Here is a 23,892-nt window from a genome sequence, read left to right on the forward strand (position 1 = left end):
ATGCGCCAGCGGACGCGTCACAGTGTCCCGCGGCACGCCCTCCGCGCCGCACTTTCGGCACCACGGGTCGTCGTCGAGGACACGACACTCCAACACAGCCCGATCAGGCTCGAGCAGCTGCCCAACGACTTGAAGGCCGAGCTCGTCGAGGCGGCAGAACGTGGTCAGGTCAGGGATCGCGAACGTAGGGTGGTGCATGTCGAGGTCTTCCGGCGAATGGGCAGTGTAGGAACTTCCATTCTGGAAGACCTCGACCTCTATCTGCGAACCGGCCGGCGCCCCTCGCCTACACCTTCAACTGCGAAGAGCCACATTACTCGGAAACTCTCCTACGCCTTGCTCAATCCATCCTCTTGACAACATCTCCTCCCCCCTGCGGGGCCTCCGTTACAGCCCCTTTCCCAGATTCCTTGAAAATATCTTCTCGAATAAGATTCTGCTGCCGAGGCGACTTGTCGATCTCTTGCGTCACGGCCTCCAAACGTGGTCGAACAGCAATGTGGGCCAGGATCTGCAGCAAGACGAACGCGCTCACGGCCCCTGCCGCCATGACGCCGGACGAGACGACAAGCTGGAAGCGTGCCGCTTCGACTGGAGAGGCTCCGCCGAAGACGGCCCCCACGAATGCTCCCGGCAACGTCACGAGTCCGGCGGTTCGTGCTTGGTCGACCGACGGCATCAGAGCACGGCCGGCTGCAAGGCGCACGAACCGTTTGGCAGCATGTGCCGGACGCGCGCCAAGCGCAAGCCACCCCTCGATCTCATCCCACCCCTCCCCCACCCGGTCGAAAAAGCCACGGCCGGCCAGTGAGGCAATCGTCATTGAGTTTCCCGTCATGATGCCTCCGAAGGCCAACAAATACTCGGGCGTCATCGGCAGCGCACCGGTCGCAAACACCACCCCGGCAGCAGCCAGCGCACCTGCCGGCACCGCGCCTACGGCAGCTGCCCATTCGCGAGTGCCATGCAGATCCACTCGCTGAGCTGTCGTCCATACCGCGACCGCGTTCATCACGATGAGCGCGACAACGATCCACCGAACATCGTTGATGATGCCCTGCAGCACCAGCCCCAACGCTGCAAGTTGTGCGGTCGCACGCAGCACGGCGACAACAGGAGACAGACGCTCGGGCACCCCGAGCACCGAGAGCACGACGACGGCCACACTCACGAGGGCGACGACCGCGAGTGCGGTGGAGAGCCAGATCATGCCCGGTGCTCCGACGACCGGCCGCCCGATGCCCGGCCGTCCACAGTCGAGGTCACCGCCCCATCGGCCGTCGACGGCAGCACCTCGCCGGCGAGCTCGCGCACTGCGCGACGTCCCTCGTCCAGCGCCGCCTCGCCCTTCGGTGTGATGCAGTACAACCTGCGCCGCCGACCGTCGACGACGACGTCCTCGCCGGCGAGCAGCCCGTCCCGCTCCATCCGGTGCAGGGTCGGGTACATCGTGCCCGGCGACACCCGATAGCCGTGCCGGGCCAACTCGTCGATCATCCACTGCCCGTAGACGGCCTGCTCGGCCGCATGATGCAGCACGTGCAGCAGGATGGCCGCGCGCACGAACTCTCCGCTCATGCAGGTATCGTACACCGATATCGGGTTACGATTCCGCATGACGCTCCGAAGGTACTGCCTCAGTCCGTGCGGCGGGGCTGCCTGCCCGGGATGAGGCGGGCTGAGTTCAGGATGAACGCCGACTCGCTGCCGACGTGCAAGATCGCGGCGGCGAGCGGGCCGAGCAGGCCGACGGAGGCGAGCGCGACGCCGAAGGCGTCGACGACGAGCGTCCCGATGAAGTTGAACAGGATGATGCCCCGTGCGCGCCGCGCCGTGGTCACGACCGAGGCGAGACCGGCGAGGTCGCTGCCGACGAGGACGATGTCGGAACTCTCCCGTGCGATGTCGGTGCCCGTGGCAACCGAGATGCCGACGTCGGCCGCGGCGAGCGAGGAGGCGTCGTTGACGCCGTCGCCGACCATGGCGACGGTCCGTCCCGCGGCGCGCTCGCGCGAGATCACGGCCTGCTTCTCGGTGGGCAGCAGGCCGGCGCGGACGTCGTCGATGCCCACGCGGGCTGCGACGTCACGCGCGACGGCCTCAACGTCCCCCGTGAGCATGACGGTGCGGAGCCCCATCGCCTCCAGTCGTCTCCCGCAGTCCGGAACAGACGGTCGCACACGATCGCTCAGCAGGATGGTTCCCGCCAGCCGGCCGTCGACGGCGACATGGACCGGGGTCTCCGGCAGTGCCCGCCTCGCCGCCACCTCTCCGGTCGCCTCGTCCGCCCTGCCGGTCGATTCGTCCCCGCCCTTCGACGCCTCACTGCCGGTGACCCCCGCGTGCCACGCTGTGCCCACACGCACGTCACGACCCCCGACCCTCGCGGTGACGCCACGCCCGGGCACGTAGCCCGGCGGGGCGTCCAGCTCTGGCACGCGCACCCCACGCCGGCGGGCAGTGCGGGCGATCGCCTGCCCGAACGGGTGCTCCGAGTCGCGCTCCGCCGCCGCAGCCATGGCGAGCAGATCGTCATGGGTCCAGCCCGGTTCGGGAAGGATCCGCTGTACGGACGGCGCCCCGACCGTCAGCGTGCCGGTCTTGTCGAAGAGGACTGTGTCGACGTGTGCGAGCCGTTCCAGATGGGCCGCGTCCTTCAACATAGGCGCCGGCCCGGGCCGCCCGGGCGATCGCGGCGAGCAGGGCGAGCGGTGTGCCCGCCGCCACGCCGCAGGCCCCGGCGACGATCACGACGGAGATCGTGGCTCGCACGTCGCCCGTGACCACCCAGGTGAGCGCGGCCGCGGCCAGGGCCACGAGCACCAGCCAGCCCGCCAGACGATCGGCGAGCCTCTGCACCGGCGCCTCCGACTGCTGCGCGGCCCGCACCGCGGCGACGATCCGGCCATAGGAAGAGTTGCTGCCGGTGCGCTCGACGGTCAGCTCGAGCCCGCCCGTCAGACTGATCGAGCCAGCCGCGACGGTGTCGCCGGCCGTGACCGCCACCGGCACCGGCTCTCCAGTGATGCGCGACACGTCGAGGTCGCTCGCCCCCTCGCGCACCGTGCCATCGACCGGCACGCGTCCCCCCGGGCGGATGAGGACACGGTCTGCGACCCGCACCTCCTCCAGGGGCGTCTCGACCGGCAGACCATCCCGGATCACGAGAACCGTCTGGGGCAGGAAGGCGAGCAGATCCGAGAGCGCCGTGCGGCCCCGGTCCATCGAGAGATCCTCGAGCATCTCGGCGGCGATCACGAACGCCGTGATCACGAGCGCGGTGACCCACTCCCCGATCGCCGCCGCGGCGGCGATCGCGAGCAGCATGGAGAGCTCCATGCTCATCCGGCGATGCCACACGTCCAAAGCCGCCTCTGCCGCGATCGACCAGCAGCCGACCACAAGCCCCGCCACGCCCACCACCACGCGCAGCCAGGCAGGCGAGCCCACCGCCGCGAGCACGACGACGGCCAGCGCGCACGCCCCGACAAACCCGATCCTCGCGAGATCGGCGGGATCGACACGGCGCCACCACGACGCGAACGGCCCCGGCCGAGCCTGCCCAACCACGTCAGGATCGGCCGCCGCTACGCTCATGCCTGCTGCTCCCCGGGCCGCTCCCCCGCGGTCTCCTGCCTGCCCACAGCCGCTCGATCCTGCTCGACCCCCGCGCCCGACTCGGCGGTGATCCTGCCGTCACCGGCCCGGTGGTGCTCCGGAACACCGCCCAGCACGTGCTGGGCCTGGAACACGGCCTGCGTGACAAGCGCCTTCGCATGCTCGTCGACCAGCCGGTAGTAGACACGAGTGCCCGCCTGCCGCGTCTCGACGACGCGCCCCCACCGCAGCTTCGCGAGATGCTGAGACACCGAGGCCGGAGAACGCTGCAACGACTCCGCAAGATCCCCGACCGACCGCTCGCCTCTGGACAGCAGCAGGATGATGCGCAGCCTGGTGGCGTCGGCCAGCAGCGAGAACACCTCCGCTGCGAGGTCCACATACTGACTGTCGACACCGAACGTGCATCTCCGCGTATCTGCATGCATACGCAGAGAATAACACCGCTCTGTGCGTGCCCGCCGATTCGGGTACTGGATCCGAATCCGGCGTGCGACCGGAGCCGACACCGTGCGGGCAGAGCGCCGCGCTACGAAGGCACGGCACCACCGAACGAAGCCAGCCTCACCTCGCTGGCAGGGGCCGGAGGCCGCAGAGTAGAACGAATCGTGCAGGGTGCGTCATGTCCCCGCTGCCCTCCTGTGCGAGTGCGTTATCTGCGTCAGTCTGGAGGTTCCCGGTCGTGCAGGCTTTGAAGACACCTCGAGTCGGTCTCTCCCCATGGCGGATGATCTTCGGACTCGGCTTGGTGAGCCTGGCCACCGACATGGTCGCCGACGGTGCGAGGTCCGTCAACGGTGCTCTTCTGGCCCAGTTGGGCGCCTCGGCACTCGTCGTCGGCTTGGTCACCGGGGGCGCCGACGCCGCCGCACTCCTGCTCCGCCTGCTCACCGGGCCATGGGCGGACAGGACGGAACGCTACTGGCGGTTCACGATCATCGGCTACGCACTTACTGCTCTCAGCGTTCCTCTGCTCGCCGTCGCCCCGTTCGCCGGCAGCGCCGGACTCACGCTCGCGAGCGTGCTCCTCATCGCCGAACGCACAGGGAAAGCGATCAGAAGCCCCGCAAAGACCGTGCTGCTCGCCGACGCCACGGCAGCCGTCGGGCACGGCACCGGCTTCGGCGTTCACAAGACCCTGGATCAGCTCGGCGCCTTCCTCGGCCCGCTGCTCGTCGCCGCGGTCGCCGCCATCGAGGGCTCGTACTGGCCAGCCTTCCTCTGGCTCGTCATCCCGGCCGCCGCAGCGATGATCACGCTTCTCCGGATGCGCATGCAGGTTCCAGACACAGCCGTACTCAGACCGAGGCTCCCAGCAGAGACCCCGCCCCGCGCGACGGATGCAGTGCCGACGGAGAAGACTCGCGCCACCTTCGTCTTGTTCGCCACGTTCGCCGCCCTCACGACGTTCGGCTTGATCGGGTTCGGCGTCATCACCTTCCACCTCGAGGACGCAGACCTCGTGCCGTCGCCTGCGGTGTCCCTGGTCTACGGGCTCGCAATGCTCGTCGCCGCGGTCGCCGCCCCGGCCACCGGCCGGATGTACGACCGGCACGGAGTCAGCACGCTGATCATCGTGCCGGTGCTCACCGCGTTCGTGCCGGCGTCATGCCTGGCCGACGACCTGCCGCTCGTGCTCATCGGGGTCGGTCTCTGGGGTATGGCGACCGGGATACAGGACTCCACCATCAAGGCCTTCGTGGCAGACCTCGTCGCCCCCACACATCGGGGAGCAGCCTTCGGACGACTCGCCGTGTTCCAAGGGGTGGCAACTCTCGCCAGCGGTCTGACAGCGGGCGCCCTCTACGAGAACGTCGCACTCCTGACCACCCTCGTCATCATCGCCCAGGTCATCGCATGCGTGCTGCTCGTCCTCGTCCTGCGGCGCCAGGGTGCACACGAATGAGGAAGGCGACGATCGGCGCCATGGTCCCGTCTGGACCGGATCCTTGGTGCACTGTCGACGAGAACCCGGCACGGCGACGTGCTCGAATGCCACCCTAGGGCGGAACGCGGGTCAGCCGGCCGAGACGCCGGGTGACGAAGGTTACGGAAAGGCGAAGAGATCGCACTGAGAACGAAGGAGACGACAGCACTATGGCAACACGAGCAGACGTGCCCGATATCACACTGAACAATGGCGTGAAGATGCCGCAGCTCGGACTGGGCGTGTGGCAGGCCCCCGTCGACGAGGCGGAGGCCGCCGTACGCTTCGCCCTCGCAGACGCCGGCTACCGGCACATCGACACCGCCAGGATCTACGGCAACGAGGAGGGCGTCGGCCGCGGCATCAAGAACTCCAGCGTGCCCCGCGAGGACATCTTCCTCACCACGAAGCTGTGGAACGCCGACCAGGGCTACGACGCCACCCTGCGCGCCTTCGACGCGAGCCTGAAGCGACTCGGCACCGATTACGTCGACCTCTATCTCATCCACTGGCCCGTCCCCAGCGCGGGCAAGCTCGTCGACACCTGGAAGGCCCTCGAGCACATCGCCGGCGAGGGCCGAGCGAAGGCCATCGGCGTCTGCAACAACAAGCCCCACCACCTCCAGCAGATCCTCGACGAGGGCAGCATCGTCCCTGCCGTCAACCAGATCGAACTGCACCCGCACTTCCCCCAGTACCTGACGCGGGCCTTCGACACATCCCGGGGCATCGCGACCGAGTCCTGGAGCCCACTCGGCGGCACCTCGAACTCGGGCTGGGGCGACAGCTCCAAGCCCAACACCCTGCTCACCGCCCCAGAGCTGCAGCGGATCGGCGCCAAGTACGGCAAGTCCCCGGCACAGGTCATGATCCGCTGGCACATCGAGAACGGGCTGATCGTCATCCCCAAGTCCGTCCACGAAGCCCGGATCCGCCAGAACATCGACGTGTTCGACTTCCAGCTCACCGGCGAGGACTTCGAGGCCATCGCCGCCCTCGACACCGGTCAGCGCGTCGGCGCCGACCCCGACGAACTCGCATAGCACCACAGCTGTGCGACGGACTGGATGGCGTCCCACGGTGCGGCGAGCGGCGGCGTGTAGGCGAGGTCGAGATCCGAGAGCTGGGGCAGGGTGAGCCCGGTGAAGATCGCGGTCGCGAGCACGTCGGTGCGCTTGGCGACCTCGGTTCCGTAGGCGCCGATGAGCTGGCCGCCGAGCAGCCGGCCCGTGGACGCCTCACCGGTGAGCCGGATCGAGATCGGATGCGAACCCGGGTAATAGGCCTTGTGGTCGTCGGGCGCGGCGGTCACGGAGCGGGCCGTGAGACCGGCACGAGCCGCCTCTGCCTCCCGCAGACCGGTGCGGGCGGCGACGAGGTCGAAGACCTTCACGACCTGGGTGCCCACCACGCCCGCGAAGACCGCGTCGCCGCCGACCGCGTTCTCGCCGGCGATCCTCCCCTGCTTGTGAGCGGTGGTGCCAAGGGGCAGCCACGTGTCGCCGAGCAGGCGATGCCTGGTCGTGACGCCGTCGCCCGCCGCGAACACGTCAGGCAGCCCGGTGCGCATGTGGTCGTCCACATCGATGGCGCCCGCGGCCCCCATGCTCGCGCCCGCCCCGGCGAGCAGGCCGGCGTTCGGGCGCACGCCGACAACCACGACGACCATGTCTGCCTCGACCCACTGCAGCCCGTCCACGCCGGTGCCCGCGATGGCCAGAGCATCACCGTTCCGCTCGACGGCGTGCACGGCGACACCGGTGCGCACGGTCACCCCGTGTCTTTCGAGCTCGCCGTGGACGAGCCGGCCGAGGTCGGCGTCAAGCGTAGGCAGCACTTCGGGGCCGCGCTGCAGCAGGGTGACGCCGAGCCCGCGCCGGGTGAGCGCCTCGCCCATCTCGAGGCCGATGTACCCGGCACCGATGATCGCAGCCGTCCGCGGCTGGCGCTCGGCGAGGTCGCGCTGCACCGCATGCATGTCGTCGATCGTGTGCAGCTGGTGCACGCCGTCGGAAGGGCCGAGTGCCTCGGAACCCGTGAGCCCTCCGATGCCCGCGGTGGCCGGCCGAGCACCCGTGGCGACGACCAGTCGGTCGTAGCCGATGGTCTCGCTGCCCCCGGACGAAGTGGTCACCTCGACCGCGTGGCCCGCAGGATCGATGCGGGTCGCACGCGTGCCCAGACGCAAACGCAGCCCGGCGGCCTCGAGGTCGGCGCGGGCGCGATGGGCGAGATCGTGCCAGTCGGCCACATCCCCCGCGATGTGGTATGGAATACCGCAGATCGAGTAGTTCGGATACTCGTCGGCGACGACGAGGGTCACGTCGGCGTCCGGGTCGAGTTCGCGGGCGCGCAGGCCGGCCATGATGCCGGCGTCCGAGCCGCCGATGACGAGCAGATGCATGCAGGGATTCCGTTCCGTCCTGGGGTGGACTCCGTCGGTGGTGGGGAGAATTCAGTCGTGGGATGCGGGGTCGAGGCGAGGCTCGCGGAAGAGTCTGCCGCGCAGCCAGAGCGCCGCATAGACGAGTGCGAGCAGGGCGGGCACCTCGACGAGCGGGCCGACGGTGCCGGCCAGCGCCTGCTCGGAGGCGACCCCGAAGGTGCCCACGCAGACGGCGATGGCGAGCTCGAAGTTGTTGCCGGCCCCGGTGAACGCGAGGGTCGTCGTCTGCTCGTAGCCGAGGTGCAGCGCGCGGCCGAGGATGAACCCGGCAGCGAACATGACCGCGAAATAGGCGAGCAGCGGCAGGGCGATGCGGGCCACATCCCACGGCTGACGGGTGATCGTGTCGCCCTGCAGGGCGAAGAGCACGACGACGGTGAAGAGCAGCCCCCACGTGGCTAGCGGCCCCACCTTGGGCAGGAACCGATGCTCATACCAGTCGCGGCCTTTCGTGCGCTCCCCGATGCGACGGCTCGCCCACCCCGCCAGCAGCGGCACACCGAGGAAGAGGAGCACGGACTCGGCGATCTGCGGGAACGAGAAGTCCGCTGACGTGGCTGGCAGGCCCAGCCACGCGGGCAGGATCTGCAGATAGAACCAGCCGAGCCCGGCGAACGCGAGAATCTGGAAGAGCGCGTTGAGCGCGACGAGCACGGCAGCGGCCTCCCGGTCGCCGCAGGCGAGGTCGTTCCAGATCAGCACCATCGCGATGCAGCGGGCCAGGCCGACGATGATGACACCGGTGCGGTACTCGGGCAGGTCGGGCAGCAGCAGCCACGCGAGCGTGAACATGAGCAGCGGGCCCACGACCCAGTTGAGCACGAGCGAGGCGACCAGCAGCCTTCGGTCGTTGGCGACCCGGCCGAGTTCCCCGTAGCGCACCTTCGCCAGTGGCGGATACATCATGAGCAGCAGCCCCAGCGCGATCGGCAGACTCGTCGACCCCAGGCGCACCGAATCGATCACGCCGGCCAGGCCCGGCCAGACGCGCCCGAGAGCGACGCCGCCGGCCATCGCGGCGAGAATCCACACCGGCAGCAGCCGGTCGGCCGTCCCGAGTCGCGCGACGGCCCGCGGCCGCGCCCGAGTCGCGACCGTCACCGTCCCGCGCCTGTCTCCGCTGCCCCTGCCGTCGGCTTGGCGGCCGTGACGATGGCGGCATGCATGCCGGGGGCGACCTCGTGGGTGAACGCGACACTGGCATCAACGAAGCCAGCGTGTGCGAGGCCGTCCAGGTATTCGCTGCGGGAGAGAGCCCCGGCGATGCACCCCACGTAGGAGCCGCGCTCGGCGCGCTGGGCCGGCGTCACGTCGTCTTCGGCCACGACGTCGGCGACGCCCACCCGTCCGCCGGGAGCGAGCACGCGGAACATCTCGGCCAGCACCCGAGGTTTGTCGACCGACAGGTTGATGACGCAGTTGGAGATCACCACGTCCACGGAGGCGTCGGGCAGCGGCACGTCCTCGATCGTGCCCTTGCGGAACTCGACGTTGCGGGCTCCGGCCTTCACCGCATTGGCGCGGGCCAGCGCCAGCATCTCGTCGGTCATGTCCACGCCGTAGGCGAACCCCGAAGGCCCCACTCGACGTGCCGAGAGCAGGACGTCGATGCCGCCGCCCGAGCCCAGGTCGAGCACCCGCTCGCCCGGGTGCAGATCCGCCACCGCCGTGGGGTTGCCGCAGCCGAGGCTCGCCGCCAGCGCATCGGCCGGCACGTCAGACACTGTGTCCGACTGGTACAGGCCGACGCCGAACCGTTCGTCCACCTCGGCGCCTGACTCGGAAGACGGTGCACAGCACGAGCAGCCGCCCGCACAGCAGTCACCGGTCTCCAGCAGCATCCGCCGTCCGCCCACTTGGACAGCCCTGGCCGCCTGGGCGTATCGATCCCGCACCTGCGCCTGGAGTTGATCAGACTCAGCCATCGCACCCTCATTCCAATAGAATTCCAATAGACGATTGTCTATGAACATCATGGACCGTGACATAGAAGTCTGTCAATGCGATGTGCGGTCGAGCGCCTGCGCGGCGAGGCGTTCCTCGCCGGCCGCCCGCCAGACCTCACGGGCCGCCGTCGCGTTGAGCGCGACGATGAACAGGCCGAGCACGATGTCGGGCCAGCCGCTGCGGGTCGCCGCGGTGACGAGCCCCATGAGGATCATCGCGGCGTTGGCGAACACGTCGTTGCGCGCGGCCAGGAACGCCGCCTTCGACAGGGAGCCGCCGCGATTGCGCAACGAGGCGAGCAGCAGCGCGCACACACCGTTGACCACGATCGCCCCACCAGAGGTGAACACGAGCGAGAGCGGGTCCGGGGGCGTCGGATCCGCGAACTTCGCCACCGCCGTCCAGATCGCGGCGACCGCTGGGGCGAGGATGATGAGCGCCAGGATGCGGCCGAGCACCGCCCGGCGGCGCAGCGGCCATCCGAAGGCGATGAGGATGAGCAGGTTGACCGCTGTGTCCTCAAGGAAGTCGACCGAGTCGGCGAGCAGCGCCACCGAGCCGATCGCCAGCGCCACGGCGACCTCGACCCAGAAATAGCCGAAGTTCAACACCACCACGAGAGCGGTGATCCGACGAAGCCTCCGCCCGGCGCCCCGCTCATCCGAGACCCCCATCGTCCACACTTCCCTCCGGATAGACATTCATCAATACGCCACCGTCGCCGATTGTATAGCCAGCTGCCAATGCGAGTGGCAGACTGGCAGACATGAAGGCAACGCTCCCCAGCCCTGCGCTCCGCCCACCGACCACGGATGAACGGGATGACTGCTGCGTGCCGACGGGCCAGCCCGTGCCCGATCCGGGGGCCAGTCGCGCCCTCGCCGGCCGCCTCAAGGCGCTCTCCGATCCCACCCGGCTGCAGCTGCTACAGCTCGTTGCGGCACACCCCGGCGGCACGGCCTGCATCTGTGACCTCACCGAGCCCCTCGGAGTCACCCAGCCGACCGTCTCACACCACATGAAGCTGCTCGCCGAGGCGGGCCTCGTCACCCGCGAACAACGAGGCAGATGGGCCCACTACACGATCCAGCCCGACGCGCTTGCAGAGCTCGGCGAGCTCGTCGCCCGGATCGCCCGGTCCTCTCCCTGCTCCAACTCCATGGCGGATTCACGGCAGGCGGTGACAGCCTCATGAGCTCGGACAGGATGCAACGTGTTTTTCAGCTGAGCGTCTCGTCTGTGTATCCCTTGTATGTACAGAAGGTCGAGAGAAAGGGCCGCACCGTCGCCGAGCTCGATCGGGTCATCTCATGGCTGACCAGCTTCGACTCGGTGCATGTGCACGAACTGCTCGACGCGGGCACGACTTTCCAGGACTTCTTCGCCCAGGCATCGCTCAACCCGAATGCATCGAAGATCACTGGTGTCATCTGCGGCATACGGGTCGAAGACATCGAGGATCCACTCACCCAGCAGATCCGCTACCTCGACAAGCTCGTCGATGAGCTGGCCCAGGGCAAGGACATCGAGAAGATCCTGCGCAGGTGAGACGACACCGCACGCTGCTCAGGCGCCGACGGCAGTGCCGAACAGGGCGCCGATCCCGTACGTGACGAGCATTGTGAGCACGCCCATGCCCGCGTTGCGCACGACCGCGGGCAGCACGGGGGCACCGCCGAGCCGGGCGCTGATCCATCCGGCCGCGGCCAGCCCGACGGCCACCGAGCCCGCGCACGCCCAGATCGCCCACGACACCGGCAACAGGATCGCCAGTAGCGGGATGAGCGCACCCACCGTGAACGACACGAGCGACGAGAACGCAGCCGCCCAAGGGCTCGTGAGCTCGTCCGGATCGATACCGAGCTCGGCCTCCGAGTGCGCGCGCAGGGCGTCGTGCCCGGTCAGGTCGCGGGCGACGAGAGCGGCGACCTGCGGCGAGACCCCCTTGCCGATGTAGATGTCGGTGAGCTCCTTCAGCTCCGCTTCCGGCATCGTCTCGAGCTCCCAGCGCTCCTTGGCGACGAGGGCGCGCTCGGTGTCACGCTGCGTGCTCACCGAGACGTACTCGCCGCCGGCCATCGAGAACGCGCCCGCGACAAGCGCCGCGACGCCGGCGGTCACGATCTGCAGCGGGCTGTCGGTCGCTCCCGCGACGCCGATCACGACACCTGCGGTCGACACGATGCCGTCGTTGGCGCCGAGCACGCCGGCTCGCAGCCAGTTGAGCTTCTGATCGACGGTGCCCTCGTGCTGCTCGCCCTCATGGGCGTGCGGCGTGTCCGTCTCGAGTTCTTCGACCTCGCTCATGTGTGCCCCTCGACCTCTCTGAACGGATAGCGGCGACCCACATGCAGGCTCCGACGCAGGCGGCATCCGCTGACCAATCAGCGTATGGACGCACGACTCGTCCGACAACGCAGGAGAGGCTCGCCGTCGCCGAGGTGACAGCCCCTTCACAAGGTCAGACGTGGACCAGCGCGTGCTGCGAGACCGTCCGCATCGCGTGTCACGCCCGTCTGCCGTGTGGAGCTCCGTCTCGAGTCATCCGCACCAGGTGCAGGGCGGCGAGCGGGCACGCGCGCACGGCCTTGACCGCCGCTGACGTCAACGGTGCCGGCACCGGGTCGTCGTTGCCGCCCCGGACGACCGGGTAGCCCCATTCGTCGCGTCGGATACGTTCGTGCAGCAGTTCGGCGCAGAGCCCTCGGCCGTCGCACTTGGACCAGTCGATGTGCAGGGTGAGGGCGGCCTGGTTGCGGGTCATGGTCTGTGGCACCTTCCATTTCGGTGGCGGATGATCTCATCGGGGAAAGCGGCCAGCGTCGCTCGGGCGAAGGCCGCCGCCCCGTCGGGGTGGTGGCACATGCCGCGATGGTCGACGGCCGCGGCGAGATCTCCGACGCGCTGCTGGACGTGCGGCCCTGCGACGCCGTGGACGACACGGTCGAACGCGGCGGACAGGGCGGGCAGCCCGAACAGACATGGCCCGCACTGCCCCGCCGACTGCGCGGCGAGGAAGGCGAGCACGCTGCCGCCGAATCGCAGAGGGCATCGAGCGGGGCCGATGACGTGGACGATGCCCGCCCCGACTCGTGCGCCGTATGCGGACAGGGCCGAATCGTCATGCGCCACGTCCCAGTCGGTCTCGCCGATCCATCCGCCACTGAATCCGCCTACGAGGGCGACAGACCCACGCGGTGCGCCGCCAGCCGTCTCGATGATGCGGCCAACGGGCTCCCCCACAGGCACCTCGGCGACGCAGCGGTGGCCCACGTCACCGGTAACCGTCACGAGTCTGGTGCCAGGCTCGCCGCCGCCGAGCCGCCGGAACCAGCCGGCGCCGAAGCGCGCGATCAGGGCGATGTCGGCGAAGGTCTCCACATTGCCGACGAACAGCGGTCGCCGGCCGGGTCCCTCCTGCGCGATCGGGCGTGTCCGATCGAACGGCAGTCCGTCTCCTCCTTCAACTCTCGAGGCGACGGCCGATGCCTCACCGGAGATGAACCGGTCGCCAGCCGACGTCACCGTGATCCGTGCCGCATCCGGCCGCCCGCCCAGCGCTCGTCGCAGGATGCCAGCCTGCGCGTCGTGGACGACAATGACCACCTCGGCGGCATGGGTCGCCTGCGCGACCGCGAGCACGCCGTCGATGACGAGGTGCGGGTTGACGGTGAGCAGCGTGCAATCCTTCGCGCTCAGCGGCTCGCCCTCGCTTCCGTTGGCGATGACGACCGGTCTGCGGCGCTGGGCGAGGACGGTGCGCAGCTTCGTGCCGGTCGGAAAGCCTCCCCCGCCTCGCCCGGTAAGCCCAGACTCATCGAGCAGCCGGGCGAGTGCGGTGCCGTCGTGTGCGGGCATGTCGCCGTAGAGCCGCCGATGCTGTGCGAGATCGGATCCCCGCCCCGCCAGCAGAGGGCCGGCCTGATCGGCGATCGTCATCGCGAGAGGTCTCCGCCCAATCGGTCCCAGTGTCGCAGTGTCTGCTTCCCGTGTGCTCATCCTCGGCTCCTCTCTCGCACCAGACGGCGCGGGTCACCAGCCGGCATCGCCTGACGCCGACGTGACGCGGTCTCCTCGAACCGACCACCGACCCGCCAGGCGACGACCGCGACGACCGCGACGCAGCAGGCGATCGTGAGCCCGATGAACCACCCTTCTCCCGCGTCGGTGCCGTTACCGAGGCCGTGCAGCACGCTGATGGGCCACAGCGCATACGTCGCCCAGTGCACGACGTGAAAGGCACGCTGACCGATCCATCCGCGGGTCAGCGCGGTGAGCACGACCGCGATGAGGATGTCCACCGCGAGAGTGCCCAATCCCTGCCAGAAGGGCTTGTAGGCGCCGATCATCGGCATCACGAGGTCGATGAGCCGCAGCCGGGCGTACGAGTCGAAGAGCAGCGACGTCACGTGGATGGTGACGAGCCCGGTCGCGGTCAGCGCCGCGTCCCGGTGGATGCGCTGCCAGGCGAAGCGCTCCATGCCGAGCACGGGGCGCCCGGAGCGCGCGACGACGCCGAGCACGACACTGAGCGTGAGCATGACGAGCGCGACGACGCCGAAGCCCCTCCCCGCCGCCCAGAAGTCCTCCGAACTCATGCCGCCACCTCCGCTCGCGGTGCGGGCCACCCTGCGAAACGACGCACGCGACCGTCGTGATCGACGACGCGGACAGGATGTCGCGCGGTGCGCACCAGCGTGTCGACATCGTCCGGACGGGCGAGCATCGCCGTGGCCCAGACATTGGCCTCGAGACAGGTCGGCGCAGCCACGCTCACCGTTCGCGGGGGATCGGCGGATGGCAGGCCCGTGGCCGGATCGAGGATGTGGTGCATGGCCTCACCCGAGTCGATCCACCGCCGGTGCAGACTGCTCGAAGTGGCCAGGCCCATCCGGCCGCGCAGGGCGATCAGGTCCGCCGGGTCGCCGTCGACGTCCCGCACCCGCACCTGCCACCCGTCTGCCGGCGCTCGGCCGACGGTGGCCAGATCGCCGCCGAGATTGACGAGCGCGCCGACGCCGAGCCGCTCGGCGATCCTCTCAGCGCTCCAGTCGGCCGCCTGCGCCTTGGCAGTCGCCCCGAGGTCGAGCTGCAGCTCGGCCGGCATCTCGATGAACCCGTCCGCCAGTCGCACGTCTCTCCAGTCGTGCACCCGGTCTCGGGGACGCAGCGCGACGACCCGTGACCGTCGACCGGTTCGGGCGGTGAGCCCCAGTCCGGTGAGATCGGCGCCGAGTGTCGGATCGAGCGCGCCCTGCGTGCGTGCGGCGCCTTCGAGGGCGGCCCGGACGAAGTCTGCCAGCAGCGGCGAGACCCGCCTCGACCTCGAGTGCTCGAGGTTGAGCCGCGACAGCTCGGAGCCGGGATCGAAACGGTCGCAGGCCCGCGCGACCTCGTCCATCTGGCGCCGGACCAGCGCGACGGCAGTCTCGTGCACCTCGGGGATGTCCGCCGTGGTCAGCACGGTGACGTCGACGGTCCACTCCCGCCAGCGGGTCTCGCGGATGCCCGTCACTCCCGCGCTCATGATCCCCTCGATTCCGTCTGCACGCGTCCCGATCCCGATCCGAACGAGCCGGATCGTCCCGTCGACGAGCCGTCGCCGGGCGGAGTCGGAACCGAGCCGGACGAGGAACCGTCACCGTCCGACGAGCCCGAGCCGTCCGACGACTCCGACGAGCCGTCGTCCTGCTGCGGGGTCACGCCCGGCGCCGATCGCACCCCGTCATCCGTGTCACCGCCGGTCGCGCCGCCATCGGATCCTGACGAGTCCGAGACCTCGGACGACGCCGTCGAATCGGAGCTCGACGCGATGCCGGCCCCGATGGCCAGACTCGCGACCGTGGCCGTGAGAGCCCCGCCCGCCACCAGCCACGCGGTCGCCGCTCGCGCATGTCTCTCGCCGTTCTCCCGAATGCCCATCCTGATGTCCTCTCCGCAGCCTGTCGCCCGGATGTCCCGGAACAGCGATCAGTGTGCGGACGGGCGCTCCCAGACAATCCCCAGAATCCGTCGGTCTGAGGCAGCTCACAGCAGATCTCAGAATCCTGACAGCATCGGACAAGCCCGCCTCGCCGCACCCGTAGGTTTCTGAGAGGAAGATGAGAAGGGAGCACGCAGAATGGGCGCATCGGACTCACCCGACACCGCGCCGGACGGCCGGAGCGCCGATTCACATGACGAGAGGCAGGGGGTGTCCGCACATGCAGGCAGACATCATCGAGAGGACGAGTTCGCGCATGCCGGTCTCGGGACGCCCGCTACCGTCAGGGCGAAGAAGCAGCCTGCCAGCCCTCGTGGTCGTCGAAGACGACGCCGAGCTCGCCGGCATGCTCGAAGAGGTCCTCTCCGAGACCTATGACGTGAGCGTGTTCCCGACAGCGGAGCAGGCGCTGCGGGCGATCCTCTCCCAACCGTCCGACCTCATGGTCGTCGACCGACGCCTCCCCGGCATGGACGGTGTCTCACTGATTGGATGCATCCGGCAGGCCCGCATCCGCACCCCTGTGCTCATGCTCACCGCTCTCGGCACCATCCACGACCGCGTGACCGGTCTCGACGGCGGTGCCAACGACTATCTGGTGAAGCCGTTCGACTTCGACGAGCTGCTTGCCAGGCTGCGCGCGCTGCGCCGCGGCTTCCAGGCCGAGGGGGCACGCCGGTACATCGGTCAGGCCCTGTACACGCCGGGCAACGCGACCGTCTACCTCCCCGACGGGCACCGGGCCACACTCACCACGACCGAGAACGAGCTGCTGCGCCTGCTCAGCGACAGCCCGCACCACGTCTATTCGCGGCAGGAGATCCTCAGCGCCGTGTTCAGCCCGAACGACCGTCCCGGCACCGTAGACACCTATGTCTCGTATATCCGCAGGAAAACCTCGAAGGCCGTCATCGAGACCGTGCGCTCGCACGGCTATCGGCTCGGGACGGACGCATGAATGTCTCGGCGACCGTTCGCTCGCATGCACAGGCTCTCCGATGAGAACGCCCCCGGTCGACGATGAGAGCCGAGTGCGCCGGACCGCCCGGGCAGTGGGGTGGCAGGTGACCCTGGCAGCGTCCGCGCTCACCATCCTCGGCGTCATCGCCCTCTCTGTCACCATCTCGCTCCGCTCCCGTCATGAGCAGGCCGAGCATCTGGGCTCGCTCGGGCACGGCATGCACCGGCCCGACGGCGACTGGATCATCGACCGCGACCAGGCGGTGCTGCTCATCATTGTGCTCGGCGCCGTCGGCGTGCTTCTCACCGGCCTCGTCGGCTGGCTCGCCGCCCGACGGGCCGTCGTGCCGATCGCCCGGGCGCTCAGCCTGCAACGGCATTTCGTGGCCGACGCGAGTCACGAGCTGCGCACACCGCTCACCGTGCTGAGCTCACGCGTCCAGATCCTGCAGCGACGCCTCGCCCGCGGCGAACCCGTCGACGACGTCGCAGCCCGCCTGCGAGCGGACGCGCAGTCGCTCACGGACGTCCTCGACGACCTGCTCATCTCCGCCGAGGGCGCGGGATGGGACGGCCGCCCGACCCACGTTGCAGAGGTCGTGGGTGAAGCCGTGCGCTCGCTCGAGCCGATCGCCGAGCAGGGGAACGTCGCTCTCGTCTTCACGGTGGACGGCGACCCGCTGGTCGCCATCGCCCCCGTCTCCCTCCGGCGGGCCGTGATCGCGCTCGTCGACAACGCCATCCAGCATTCGCCGAGCAATGCAGAGGTGACCGTCGCCGTCAGCGTCTCACCGGACGGGATGGTCGAGCTTCACGTCTCGGATCGCGGGCCGGGGCTCCGGGGGGTCACCGCCGAGACCGTGTTCGAGCGTTTCGCGCACACCACCGAGACCGGGCACCGACGTGGCTTCGGTCTCGGCCTCGCGCTCGTCCGAGACATCGCCGACCACTGCGGGGGGTCGATCAGCGTCGAATCGACCTCACCGGACGGCACGAGCTTCCTGCTGCGAATACCCCGAGTCTCGTCCGTCCGGGTCAGCGACGGCTGACGGCACGTCCAGTCGGCCGCGCCCGCATCACCCGAGACGACCCGTCCACGCGGCCGCCGCCCCAGAATGCCCCGCCCACACGACGGCACCGATCACGACAAGACTGACGAGCACCATGGCGACCTTCACCGCGGCCGGGAAGAGACCGTGCGCGACGCCGGCGAGGACAGGACTCCGCCGTGGGGGCAGCAGCCAGAACACGCAGACGAGCACACCGAGCGCGAAACCGGCGCACACGACGGCTGCCACACTGCCGACATCCACATGGTCGCTGACGAGGGCGAACTCAGCTGACGACGTCGCCCCGGAACGCACCGAAGCCTCGACGCGCCGCTGCAGGGCTTCGCCACTGCTGTTCGCGACGATCGCCGAGACGAAGACGACCACCGCCGCAACCGCCAGCGGCCACCGCAGCCAGGAGCGCGATCGGCCCCACACCGCATAGACGACAGCGGCACACGCGGCCAACGGACCAACGACCACGACCGCATGCACGACCAGGACATGCCACGGCAAACCAGCGACCAGATCGAACACAACATTCTCCTTCCAAACAGCAAAATCACCGAATGAACGGCACAGTAGGGGGGCACTTCACAGAAACCGCCCAGATATCCCCATGGCCTTCACCATTGAGGCATTGGAAGCGAGTTGAGGCTTCTCTCCGATGAGACTCCCGACAGAGGTCGTTATGGTGAGCGAAATGAGAACCCGTCATCTGGTCGAAGGTGCCCGCACTGCCGACGGCGACCGATCTGAGACCCCTGTCGCACACCACGGGCTCACGCGCCGGCAGCTGCTCTTCGGGGGCGGAGGGCTGGCCGTCGGCGCGGGGCTCGGAGCGGGTGCGGGGCTCGGCATCGGGCGCGCGTCCGCACCGGAGTCTGCCGGCGCTGGCCCAGACGATCTGGCGACGGCCGACGCCGGCTTCCTGCGGGGAGCCCCCGTGCCAGCCACCGGAACGCACCAGGCGGGCATCGACCTGCCCGCCCGCCCCCAGGCCCGCGGGCTCACAAGCGTCTGGCGGCTCGATCCGCTGCACGACGGCAACGCCGGCGACGCACGCGACTGGCTGCGCACACTGCTCGACACCCTCGGACAGCGCATTCTCACGATCACCGCAGGCGCCCCGACGACGATCAACGGCCGCCGCTTCGACCCGACCGACACAGTGCCCGACGGCCCCGGCGACCTCACCCTGACCATCGGACTCGGCCCCGACGCCGTGCGCACGATCGGCGCCGACCTGCCGGGCGCCGACGCCCTGCCCCGCTTCGACGGTGACGACCGGCTCGACTACGCCCACCTCGGCGGCGACCTACTCGTGCTCGCTTACGCTGCCGACGCCGCCGTCGTTGCCGGCGCGACCGCCGCACTGCTCGGCGACCTCGACGGCGTGCGGCCGCTGCGGTCACAGGCCGGCTACCGCGCAGCAGGCGAGGCCGGCATCGCCCGTAACCCGCTCGGCTATCACGACGGCGTGATCGTGCCCCACGGCGACACCGAGCTCACCGAGAACGTCTGGCTGCCGGACGGCCCTGCGGCCGGCGGCACGCTCTGTGTCGTACGCCAGTTCCGCCTCGACGTCACCCGATTCCGCGCACTCTCGGCCGCCCGACGCGATGCGATCATCGGCCGCCAACGCGTTTCGGGAGCTCCCCTCTCCGGCGGACAGATCACCGACCAAGGGGACATGCTCGCACGCTCGCAGCGGGGCGACTACCTCATCCCCAATGGCTCGCACATGCGTGCCGCCCACCCGGCCTTCACTGGCAGTCTGCTCATGCTGCGGCGCGGATACTCGTATCAGAACGGCGCGACCGGCCGGACCTCGACAGCTCGGGCCGGCGCATCCCGGGGCGCAGTGCTCGACGACGCCGACGACCAGGGGCTGCTCTTCACCTGCTTCATGCGCAACCTCGACACCTTTACCAGCACCATGCTGCGCATGCAGGGCGACAGCCCGAACTCGGTCGAGAGCACCGGCACCCGGGACCGTTTGCTGACATACGCACACGCGGTCGCGAGCGGCTCATGGCTGCTGCCACCCGGCTTCGATGCCGGCCGGCCATTCTGCACATCATTGTTCGGCTAACGCCCCATCCACACGGAGCAGAACACCGGCGCCGTCCTACACACACTGTTGGCACCAGGGGTGCGGGCAGGCGCGCGGGGCGCACCTGAAGCCTGAGACCTCGCCTTGTCCGGGGTCTTGGGAGGGGCCCGGGATGGTGATGTCGATCCGTGTGATGTCGTCGGGGCGCGGCTACGAGTACCTGCTGAAGTCGGTCGCGGCCGGCGACGGGGACCATGCAGCAGGGACACCGCTGACTCGCTACTACCAAGAGAGCGGGACGCCGCCGGGGATGTGGCTCGGGTCGGGGCTCGTAGCGCTGGGTACGGGCCGGCTGTCAGCTGGGTTCTCCCCTGCCAGAGCCCACGCTGAAGGCACACACGCTCTCGCGATGGGCGGGCCGGACGGCTCGACTTCGCAGACTGTGGTCGCTGATGCGCCCGCCCGTTCCGTCGACGGCGACCCAGGTGTCCCCGGGAGTTCGACGGGATCCAAGTTGCGGGATGGCGACCGGGTTGAAGAGGAGCAGCTCGCGCGACTGTTGGGCGCGGGATTGCACCCGCTGACCGCTGCGCCGCTGGGGCGTGCATTCCCCCGGTTGCGGCCGCCGCGGGAGCGGATTGCAGCACGCATTGCACGCCTCGATCCGGAGCTTGCGGACGACGAGCGTGCACGGATGGTCGAACGCATCCGCTTGGAAGAGGTTGCCCGGCGTGGGCGGACGGCCGTTGCGGGCTTCGATCTGACATTCTCGCCGCCGAAGTCGCTCAGCGTGCTGTGGGCGGTCGCTGACGGGCGCACACAACAACTGCTCGCCGCCGCGCATCATGCGTCCCTCCGCGACACCATCGCCCTACTCGAGGAGCGCGTTGCCTCCACCCGGGTGGGGCGCGGCGGGGTGGCCTCGATGCCGGTGGCCGGGGTGATCGCGGCCGCGTTCGACCACTACGACTCCCGTGCCGGGGATCCGCACTTGCACACTCATGTCGTCGTCTCCAACAAGGCCCAAGGCGTCGACGGGGTGTGGCGGAGCCTGGACTCCCGGGTGCTGCACCGGGCCACCGTGGCTCTCTCCGCGTCCTACACGGCGTTCGTCACCGACCACACGGCCCGCATGCTGGGCACGAAGTGGGTGCCGGTGGATCGGGGTCGGGACCGAAACACCGGCTGGGAGATCGAGGGGGTGCCCACCGAGCTGATCGCCGCGTTCTCCCAGCGCACGACCGGCGGCGCGGACGGGGATGGGATCGCGGCGGCCACCGAGCGGCTCATCGCCGATTACGTCGCCGAGCACGGGCGCACTCCCTCGCCGCGCGTGATCGCACGGCTGCGCCAGCAGGCCACACTGCAGACCCGCCCCGAAAAGGAGCACCACTCCCTCGCCGAGCTCACCGCGCGGTGGCGGGAGCGTGCAACCCGGCTGCTCGGCACCGACGCAACCGGATGGGCGCGGGACGTGCTCCCCGGAGCGGCCGTGCACGCCAGGTTGCACGCGACGGACGTGTCAGAGCAGCAGGTTGCGGATCTGGCGACGACGGTGGTGATGGCCGTCGCCGACCGCCGGGCGACCTGGTCGCGGTGGAACCTGCACGCCGAGACCATGCGCCAGATGATGGGCTGGCAGTTCGCCACGACCGAGGACCGCACGGCGGTGCTCGGCCGGGTGCTCTCCTCTGCGGAGGCCGGGTCGCTGAGGCTGACGCCCGCCTATGACCGGGCCGTGCCAGACTGGTACCGGGCCGAAGACGGCACGAACCGGTTCCAGACCCCCGACCGCATCCAATACACCAGCCACGCCATCCTCGACGCCGAACACCGGCTCACCAGTCTCGCCCGGCGCAGGGATGCACCGGTTGTGCCCGGCCGGCTCATCGCCCACCACGTGGACCGGCCCGTCCTCGGGGTGCGACTGTCTGCGGATCAGGCTGCCGCCGTCCGGCAGATCGCCGGCTCGGCGCTGACCTTGGATCTGCTCGTCGGACCGGCAGGGGCCGGCAAGACAACCACACTGCGCGCCCTGCGGCGGACATGGATGACCGCCCACGGCCGCGACTCGGTCATCGGGCTCGCCCCGTCTGCGGCGGCAGCCGACGTGCTCGCCGACAGCCTCAAGGTCCCCGCCGAGAACACCGCCAAATTCCTCTACGAGCACGACCACGGGCGATGGGACCTGCGGGCCGGCCAGCTCGTCATCATCGACGAAGCCACCCTGGCCGGCACCCTCACCCTCGACCGCATCACCACCCACGCCGCCGCTGTTGGTGCGAAGGTGCTGCTCGTCGGCGACCCGGCCCAGCTCTCCTCGATCGAAGCCGGCGGCGCCTTCGGCATGCTCACCCGCCAGATCGGCGATGTCGCCGAACTCACCGACGTCCACCGCATCACCGCCGACTGGGAGAAGACCGCCAGCCTGCACCTGCGCCACGGCGACACAACCGCCATCGACACCTACCAGCAGCACGGACGCATCCACGACGGCGACCTCGACACCATGATCGACACCATCCACCAGGCTTGGGCCGCTGACAGGGCCGCAGAGCTGACCAGCCTCATGATCGCCGCCGACATGGAAACCGTCACTGCGCTGAACCAACGCGCCCGCACCGAACTGGTCGCCACCGGGACCGTCGCCCCGGCCGGGGTGGCGCTGCACGACGGCACGACCGCCGGGGTCGGCGACCTCATCGTCACCCGGCGCAACCACCGGCACCTCTCAGACGGGCACACGTGGGTCAAAAACGGCGACCGGTGGACGATCACCCGACACCACGACGACGGAGCACTCACCGTGCGCCGAGCCGACGGCGACGGCCAACCCCACGGGAACATGGTCGAGCTGCCCGCCCGCTACGTCGCAGCCGACGTCGAACTCGGCTACGCCACCACCATCCACCGCGCCCAAGGAACCTCCGTCGACACCGCCCACGTGCTCATCGACCCCGACCGCGCCAGCCGCGAACAGACCTACGTCGCCATGACCCGCGGCCGCACCGCCAACCACGCCTACTTCATCCAACCCGACCCCGACACGATCGAGGAGCACGTCGAACCACCGCAGTCGCGCTCTGCCACCGAGCAGTTCGCGCGGGTGCTCGCACGCACCGACACGGCACTCTCAGCCACTGAGACGCTGCAGCGGGAAGGCGACCGACATGCATCGCTGACCACACTGCTCAACGAATACGACCTGCTCGCCCACGAAGCAGAAGCCGACCGCGTGCTCAGCCTGATCGAGAACGCGCCGCTGCCGGAGTCGCTGCGCAACGGCCTGCTCGCCAGCCCCCACTACCCGAAGCTCGCCCACGCCCTCACCCGACACCGCACCGCCGGACACGACCCGGGCCGAGCACTCGCCGCACTCGTCCCGGCCCTGCCTGCACCTGACACCAGCAACGAAGTGGCCGAGGCGCTCGCAGAACGCATCGACCAAGCAACGAGAAGACTGCCAGGCCCTGACGCGAGAACGCGACGCATCGCGGAGCTCATCCGCACCCCGGCTGGCCCGCACACCCCGGACATGGCCACCGCCCTCACCCAGCGCGAACGACTCATCACCGCCGCAGCCCGACGCCTGCTCCACCAAGCCATCAGTGAACAGCAGCCTTGGCTGCGGGCCCTCGGGCCCATCCCCGCCGAACCACAGGCCCGCGAGCGTTGGCTGACCAGCGCAATGACGCTCGCCCTCTACCGGCACCGATACGAAATCACCACCGGGGATCCCGTACCGAAGCCCATGGACAACGCCAATGAACGGCAGACGGACGAGTACCGCACAGCGGTTCATGCACGGCGCCACGCAACGTCCGCCCAGCAGTCTCCAACGTCACCGCAAGGAGGCATTTGGCAGGATCGTCACCGGACTCGCAGGTTCTGACTGCTCCAGCAAGA

The 23,892-nt window shown here is 69.4% G+C and carries 23 protein-coding genes and 1 pseudogene; 8 read left to right on the forward strand and 16 right to left on the reverse strand.

The genetic code is table 11. The features are described from left to right. The 6 genes and pseudogenes from F8O02_RS00005 to F8O02_RS00025 form a co-directional block, all read right to left on the reverse strand. Nucleotides 1-198: pseudogene (locus tag F8O02_RS00005) on the reverse strand (ISL3 family transposase); the annotation flags it as partial. Between the two features lie 142 nt (nucleotides 199-340). Continuing rightward, nucleotides 341-1,210: an ABC transporter permease gene (locus F8O02_RS00010; protein WP_158035156.1), complete on the reverse strand. Its 870-nt coding sequence runs from the start codon at nucleotides 1,208-1,210 to the stop codon at nucleotides 341-343. After that, nucleotides 1,207-1,578: a PadR family transcriptional regulator gene (locus tag F8O02_RS00015; RefSeq protein WP_158035157.1), complete on the reverse strand. Its 372-nt coding sequence runs from the start codon at nucleotides 1,576-1,578 to the stop codon at nucleotides 1,207-1,209. The genes F8O02_RS00010 and F8O02_RS00015 overlap by 4 nt, the downstream gene beginning before the upstream one ends. Before the next feature lie 59 nt (nucleotides 1,579-1,637). Further along, nucleotides 1,638-2,642, reverse strand: coding sequence for a heavy metal translocating P-type ATPase (locus F8O02_RS09060; protein WP_225734064.1), 1,005 nt, complete (start codon nucleotides 2,640-2,642; stop codon nucleotides 1,638-1,640). After that, nucleotides 2,533-3,597: a P-type ATPase gene (locus tag F8O02_RS09065; RefSeq protein ID WP_218859536.1), complete on the reverse strand. Its 1,065-nt coding sequence runs from the start codon at nucleotides 3,595-3,597 to the stop codon at nucleotides 2,533-2,535. The genes F8O02_RS09060 and F8O02_RS09065 overlap by 110 nt, the downstream gene beginning before the upstream one ends. Beyond that, complete coding sequence (locus F8O02_RS00025) at nucleotides 3,594-3,998, reverse strand: ArsR/SmtB family transcription factor (protein WP_318655759.1); 405 nt, start codon at nucleotides 3,996-3,998, stop codon at nucleotides 3,594-3,596. The genes F8O02_RS09065 and F8O02_RS00025 overlap by 4 nt, the downstream gene beginning before the upstream one ends. Nucleotides 3,999-4,345: 347 nt before the next feature. Between F8O02_RS00025 and F8O02_RS00030 the strand changes: the two genes are divergently transcribed. Both F8O02_RS00030 and F8O02_RS00035 read left to right on the forward strand, forming a co-directional pair. Then, entirely contained in the window at nucleotides 4,346-5,524 is a 1,179-nt protein-coding gene (locus F8O02_RS00030; RefSeq protein ID WP_218859534.1) for an MFS transporter, read from the forward strand. A 191-nt stretch (nucleotides 5,525-5,715) separates the two neighbouring features. Then, the gene (locus F8O02_RS00035) at nucleotides 5,716-6,588 is read left to right on the forward strand and encodes an aldo/keto reductase (RefSeq protein WP_158035159.1); all 873 of its coding nucleotides are present in this window, start codon (nucleotides 5,716-5,718) and stop codon (nucleotides 6,586-6,588) included. Here F8O02_RS00035 and F8O02_RS00040 read toward each other — a convergent pair. From F8O02_RS00040 to F8O02_RS00055, 4 genes are read right to left on the reverse strand one after another with little or no spacing between them, the layout of a single operon-like run. After that, entirely contained in the window at nucleotides 6,552-7,949 is a 1,398-nt protein-coding gene (locus F8O02_RS00040; protein ID WP_158035160.1) for an FAD-dependent oxidoreductase, read from the reverse strand. The genes F8O02_RS00035 and F8O02_RS00040 overlap by 37 nt on opposite strands. A 51-nt stretch (nucleotides 7,950-8,000) precedes the next feature. Beyond that, nucleotides 8,001-9,092, reverse strand: coding sequence for an ACR3 family arsenite efflux transporter (arsB, locus tag F8O02_RS00045; RefSeq protein ID WP_225734033.1), 1,092 nt, complete (start codon nucleotides 9,090-9,092; stop codon nucleotides 8,001-8,003). Then, a complete protein-coding gene (gene arsM / locus F8O02_RS00050; RefSeq protein ID WP_404821165.1) occupies nucleotides 9,089-9,964 on the reverse strand; it encodes an arsenite methyltransferase in 876 nt (291 codons plus the stop codon). Before arsM ends, arsB begins: the two co-directional genes overlap by 4 nt. A gap of 24 nt (nucleotides 9,965-9,988) precedes the next feature. After that, nucleotides 9,989-10,612, reverse strand: a complete 624-nt coding sequence (locus F8O02_RS00055; protein WP_158035161.1) for a cation transporter — start codon at nucleotides 10,610-10,612, stop codon at nucleotides 9,989-9,991. Nucleotides 10,613-10,704: 92 nt separating this feature from the next. Here F8O02_RS00055 and F8O02_RS00060 point away from each other — a divergent pair, with 92 nt between their 5' ends. Beyond that, on the forward strand, nucleotides 10,705-11,133 hold the full coding sequence (locus F8O02_RS00060) for an ArsR/SmtB family transcription factor (protein WP_158035162.1): 429 nt from the start codon (nucleotides 10,705-10,707) through the stop codon (nucleotides 11,131-11,133). An 11-nt stretch (nucleotides 11,134-11,144) separates the two neighbouring features. After that, the gene (locus F8O02_RS00065) at nucleotides 11,145-11,486 is read left to right on the forward strand and encodes a DUF2200 domain-containing protein (RefSeq protein WP_158035163.1); all 342 of its coding nucleotides are present in this window, start codon (nucleotides 11,145-11,147) and stop codon (nucleotides 11,484-11,486) included. 18 nt (nucleotides 11,487-11,504) lie between these two features. Here the strand turns inward: F8O02_RS00065 and F8O02_RS00070 are convergent, their stop codons facing one another. The 5 genes from F8O02_RS00070 to F8O02_RS00090 form a co-directional block, all read right to left on the reverse strand. Continuing rightward, nucleotides 11,505-12,245, reverse strand: coding sequence for a VIT1/CCC1 transporter family protein (locus F8O02_RS00070; RefSeq protein ID WP_158035164.1), 741 nt, complete (start codon nucleotides 12,243-12,245; stop codon nucleotides 11,505-11,507). A gap of 199 nt (nucleotides 12,246-12,444) precedes the next feature. Next, nucleotides 12,445-12,702: a ferredoxin gene (locus tag F8O02_RS00075; protein WP_158035165.1), complete on the reverse strand. Its 258-nt coding sequence runs from the start codon at nucleotides 12,700-12,702 to the stop codon at nucleotides 12,445-12,447. Then, on the reverse strand, nucleotides 12,699-13,877 hold the full coding sequence (locus F8O02_RS00080) for an NADH-ubiquinone oxidoreductase-F iron-sulfur binding region domain-containing protein (RefSeq protein WP_179416263.1): 1,179 nt from the start codon (nucleotides 13,875-13,877) through the stop codon (nucleotides 12,699-12,701). The genes F8O02_RS00075 and F8O02_RS00080 overlap by 4 nt, the downstream gene beginning before the upstream one ends. A 56-nt stretch (nucleotides 13,878-13,933) precedes the next feature. Further along, nucleotides 13,934-14,536, reverse strand: coding sequence for a ferric reductase-like transmembrane domain-containing protein (locus F8O02_RS00085; RefSeq protein ID WP_158035167.1), 603 nt, complete (start codon nucleotides 14,534-14,536; stop codon nucleotides 13,934-13,936). Beyond that, entirely contained in the window at nucleotides 14,533-15,465 is a 933-nt protein-coding gene (locus tag F8O02_RS00090; RefSeq protein ID WP_158035168.1) for an FAD:protein FMN transferase, read from the reverse strand. Before F8O02_RS00090 ends, F8O02_RS00085 begins: the two co-directional genes overlap by 4 nt. 769 nt (nucleotides 15,466-16,234) lie before the next feature. On the opposite strand from F8O02_RS00090, the gene F8O02_RS00095 reads away from it, so the two are divergent. Further along, nucleotides 16,235-16,879: a response regulator transcription factor gene (locus tag F8O02_RS00095; protein ID WP_225734034.1), complete on the forward strand. Its 645-nt coding sequence runs from the start codon at nucleotides 16,235-16,237 to the stop codon at nucleotides 16,877-16,879. A gap of 40 nt (nucleotides 16,880-16,919) precedes the next feature. Beyond that, nucleotides 16,920-17,930, forward strand: coding sequence for a sensor histidine kinase (locus F8O02_RS00100; protein ID WP_158035170.1), 1,011 nt, complete (start codon nucleotides 16,920-16,922; stop codon nucleotides 17,928-17,930). A 27-nt stretch (nucleotides 17,931-17,957) separates the two neighbouring features. Here F8O02_RS00100 and F8O02_RS00105 read toward each other — a convergent pair whose 3' ends face one another. Further along, the gene (locus F8O02_RS00105; protein ID WP_158035171.1) at nucleotides 17,958-18,467 is read right to left on the reverse strand and encodes a hypothetical protein; all 510 of its coding nucleotides are present in this window, start codon (nucleotides 18,465-18,467) and stop codon (nucleotides 17,958-17,960) included. Between the two features lie 409 nt (nucleotides 18,468-18,876). Between F8O02_RS00105 and F8O02_RS00110 the strand changes: the two genes are divergently transcribed. Next, nucleotides 18,877-20,025, forward strand: a complete 1,149-nt coding sequence (locus F8O02_RS00110; protein WP_179416262.1) for a Dyp-type peroxidase — start codon at nucleotides 18,877-18,879, stop codon at nucleotides 20,023-20,025. Nucleotides 20,026-20,158: 133 nt separating this feature from the next. Then, on the forward strand, nucleotides 20,159-23,878 hold the full coding sequence (gene mobF / locus F8O02_RS00115; RefSeq protein WP_404821161.1) for a MobF family relaxase: 3,720 nt from the start codon (nucleotides 20,159-20,161) through the stop codon (nucleotides 23,876-23,878). Nucleotides 23,879-23,892 lie beyond the last annotated feature (14 nt).

Source organism: Pseudoclavibacter caeni (assembly GCF_008831125.1).
Taxonomy (GTDB): Bacteria; Actinomycetota; Actinomycetes; order Actinomycetales; family Microbacteriaceae; genus Pseudoclavibacter_A; species Pseudoclavibacter_A caeni.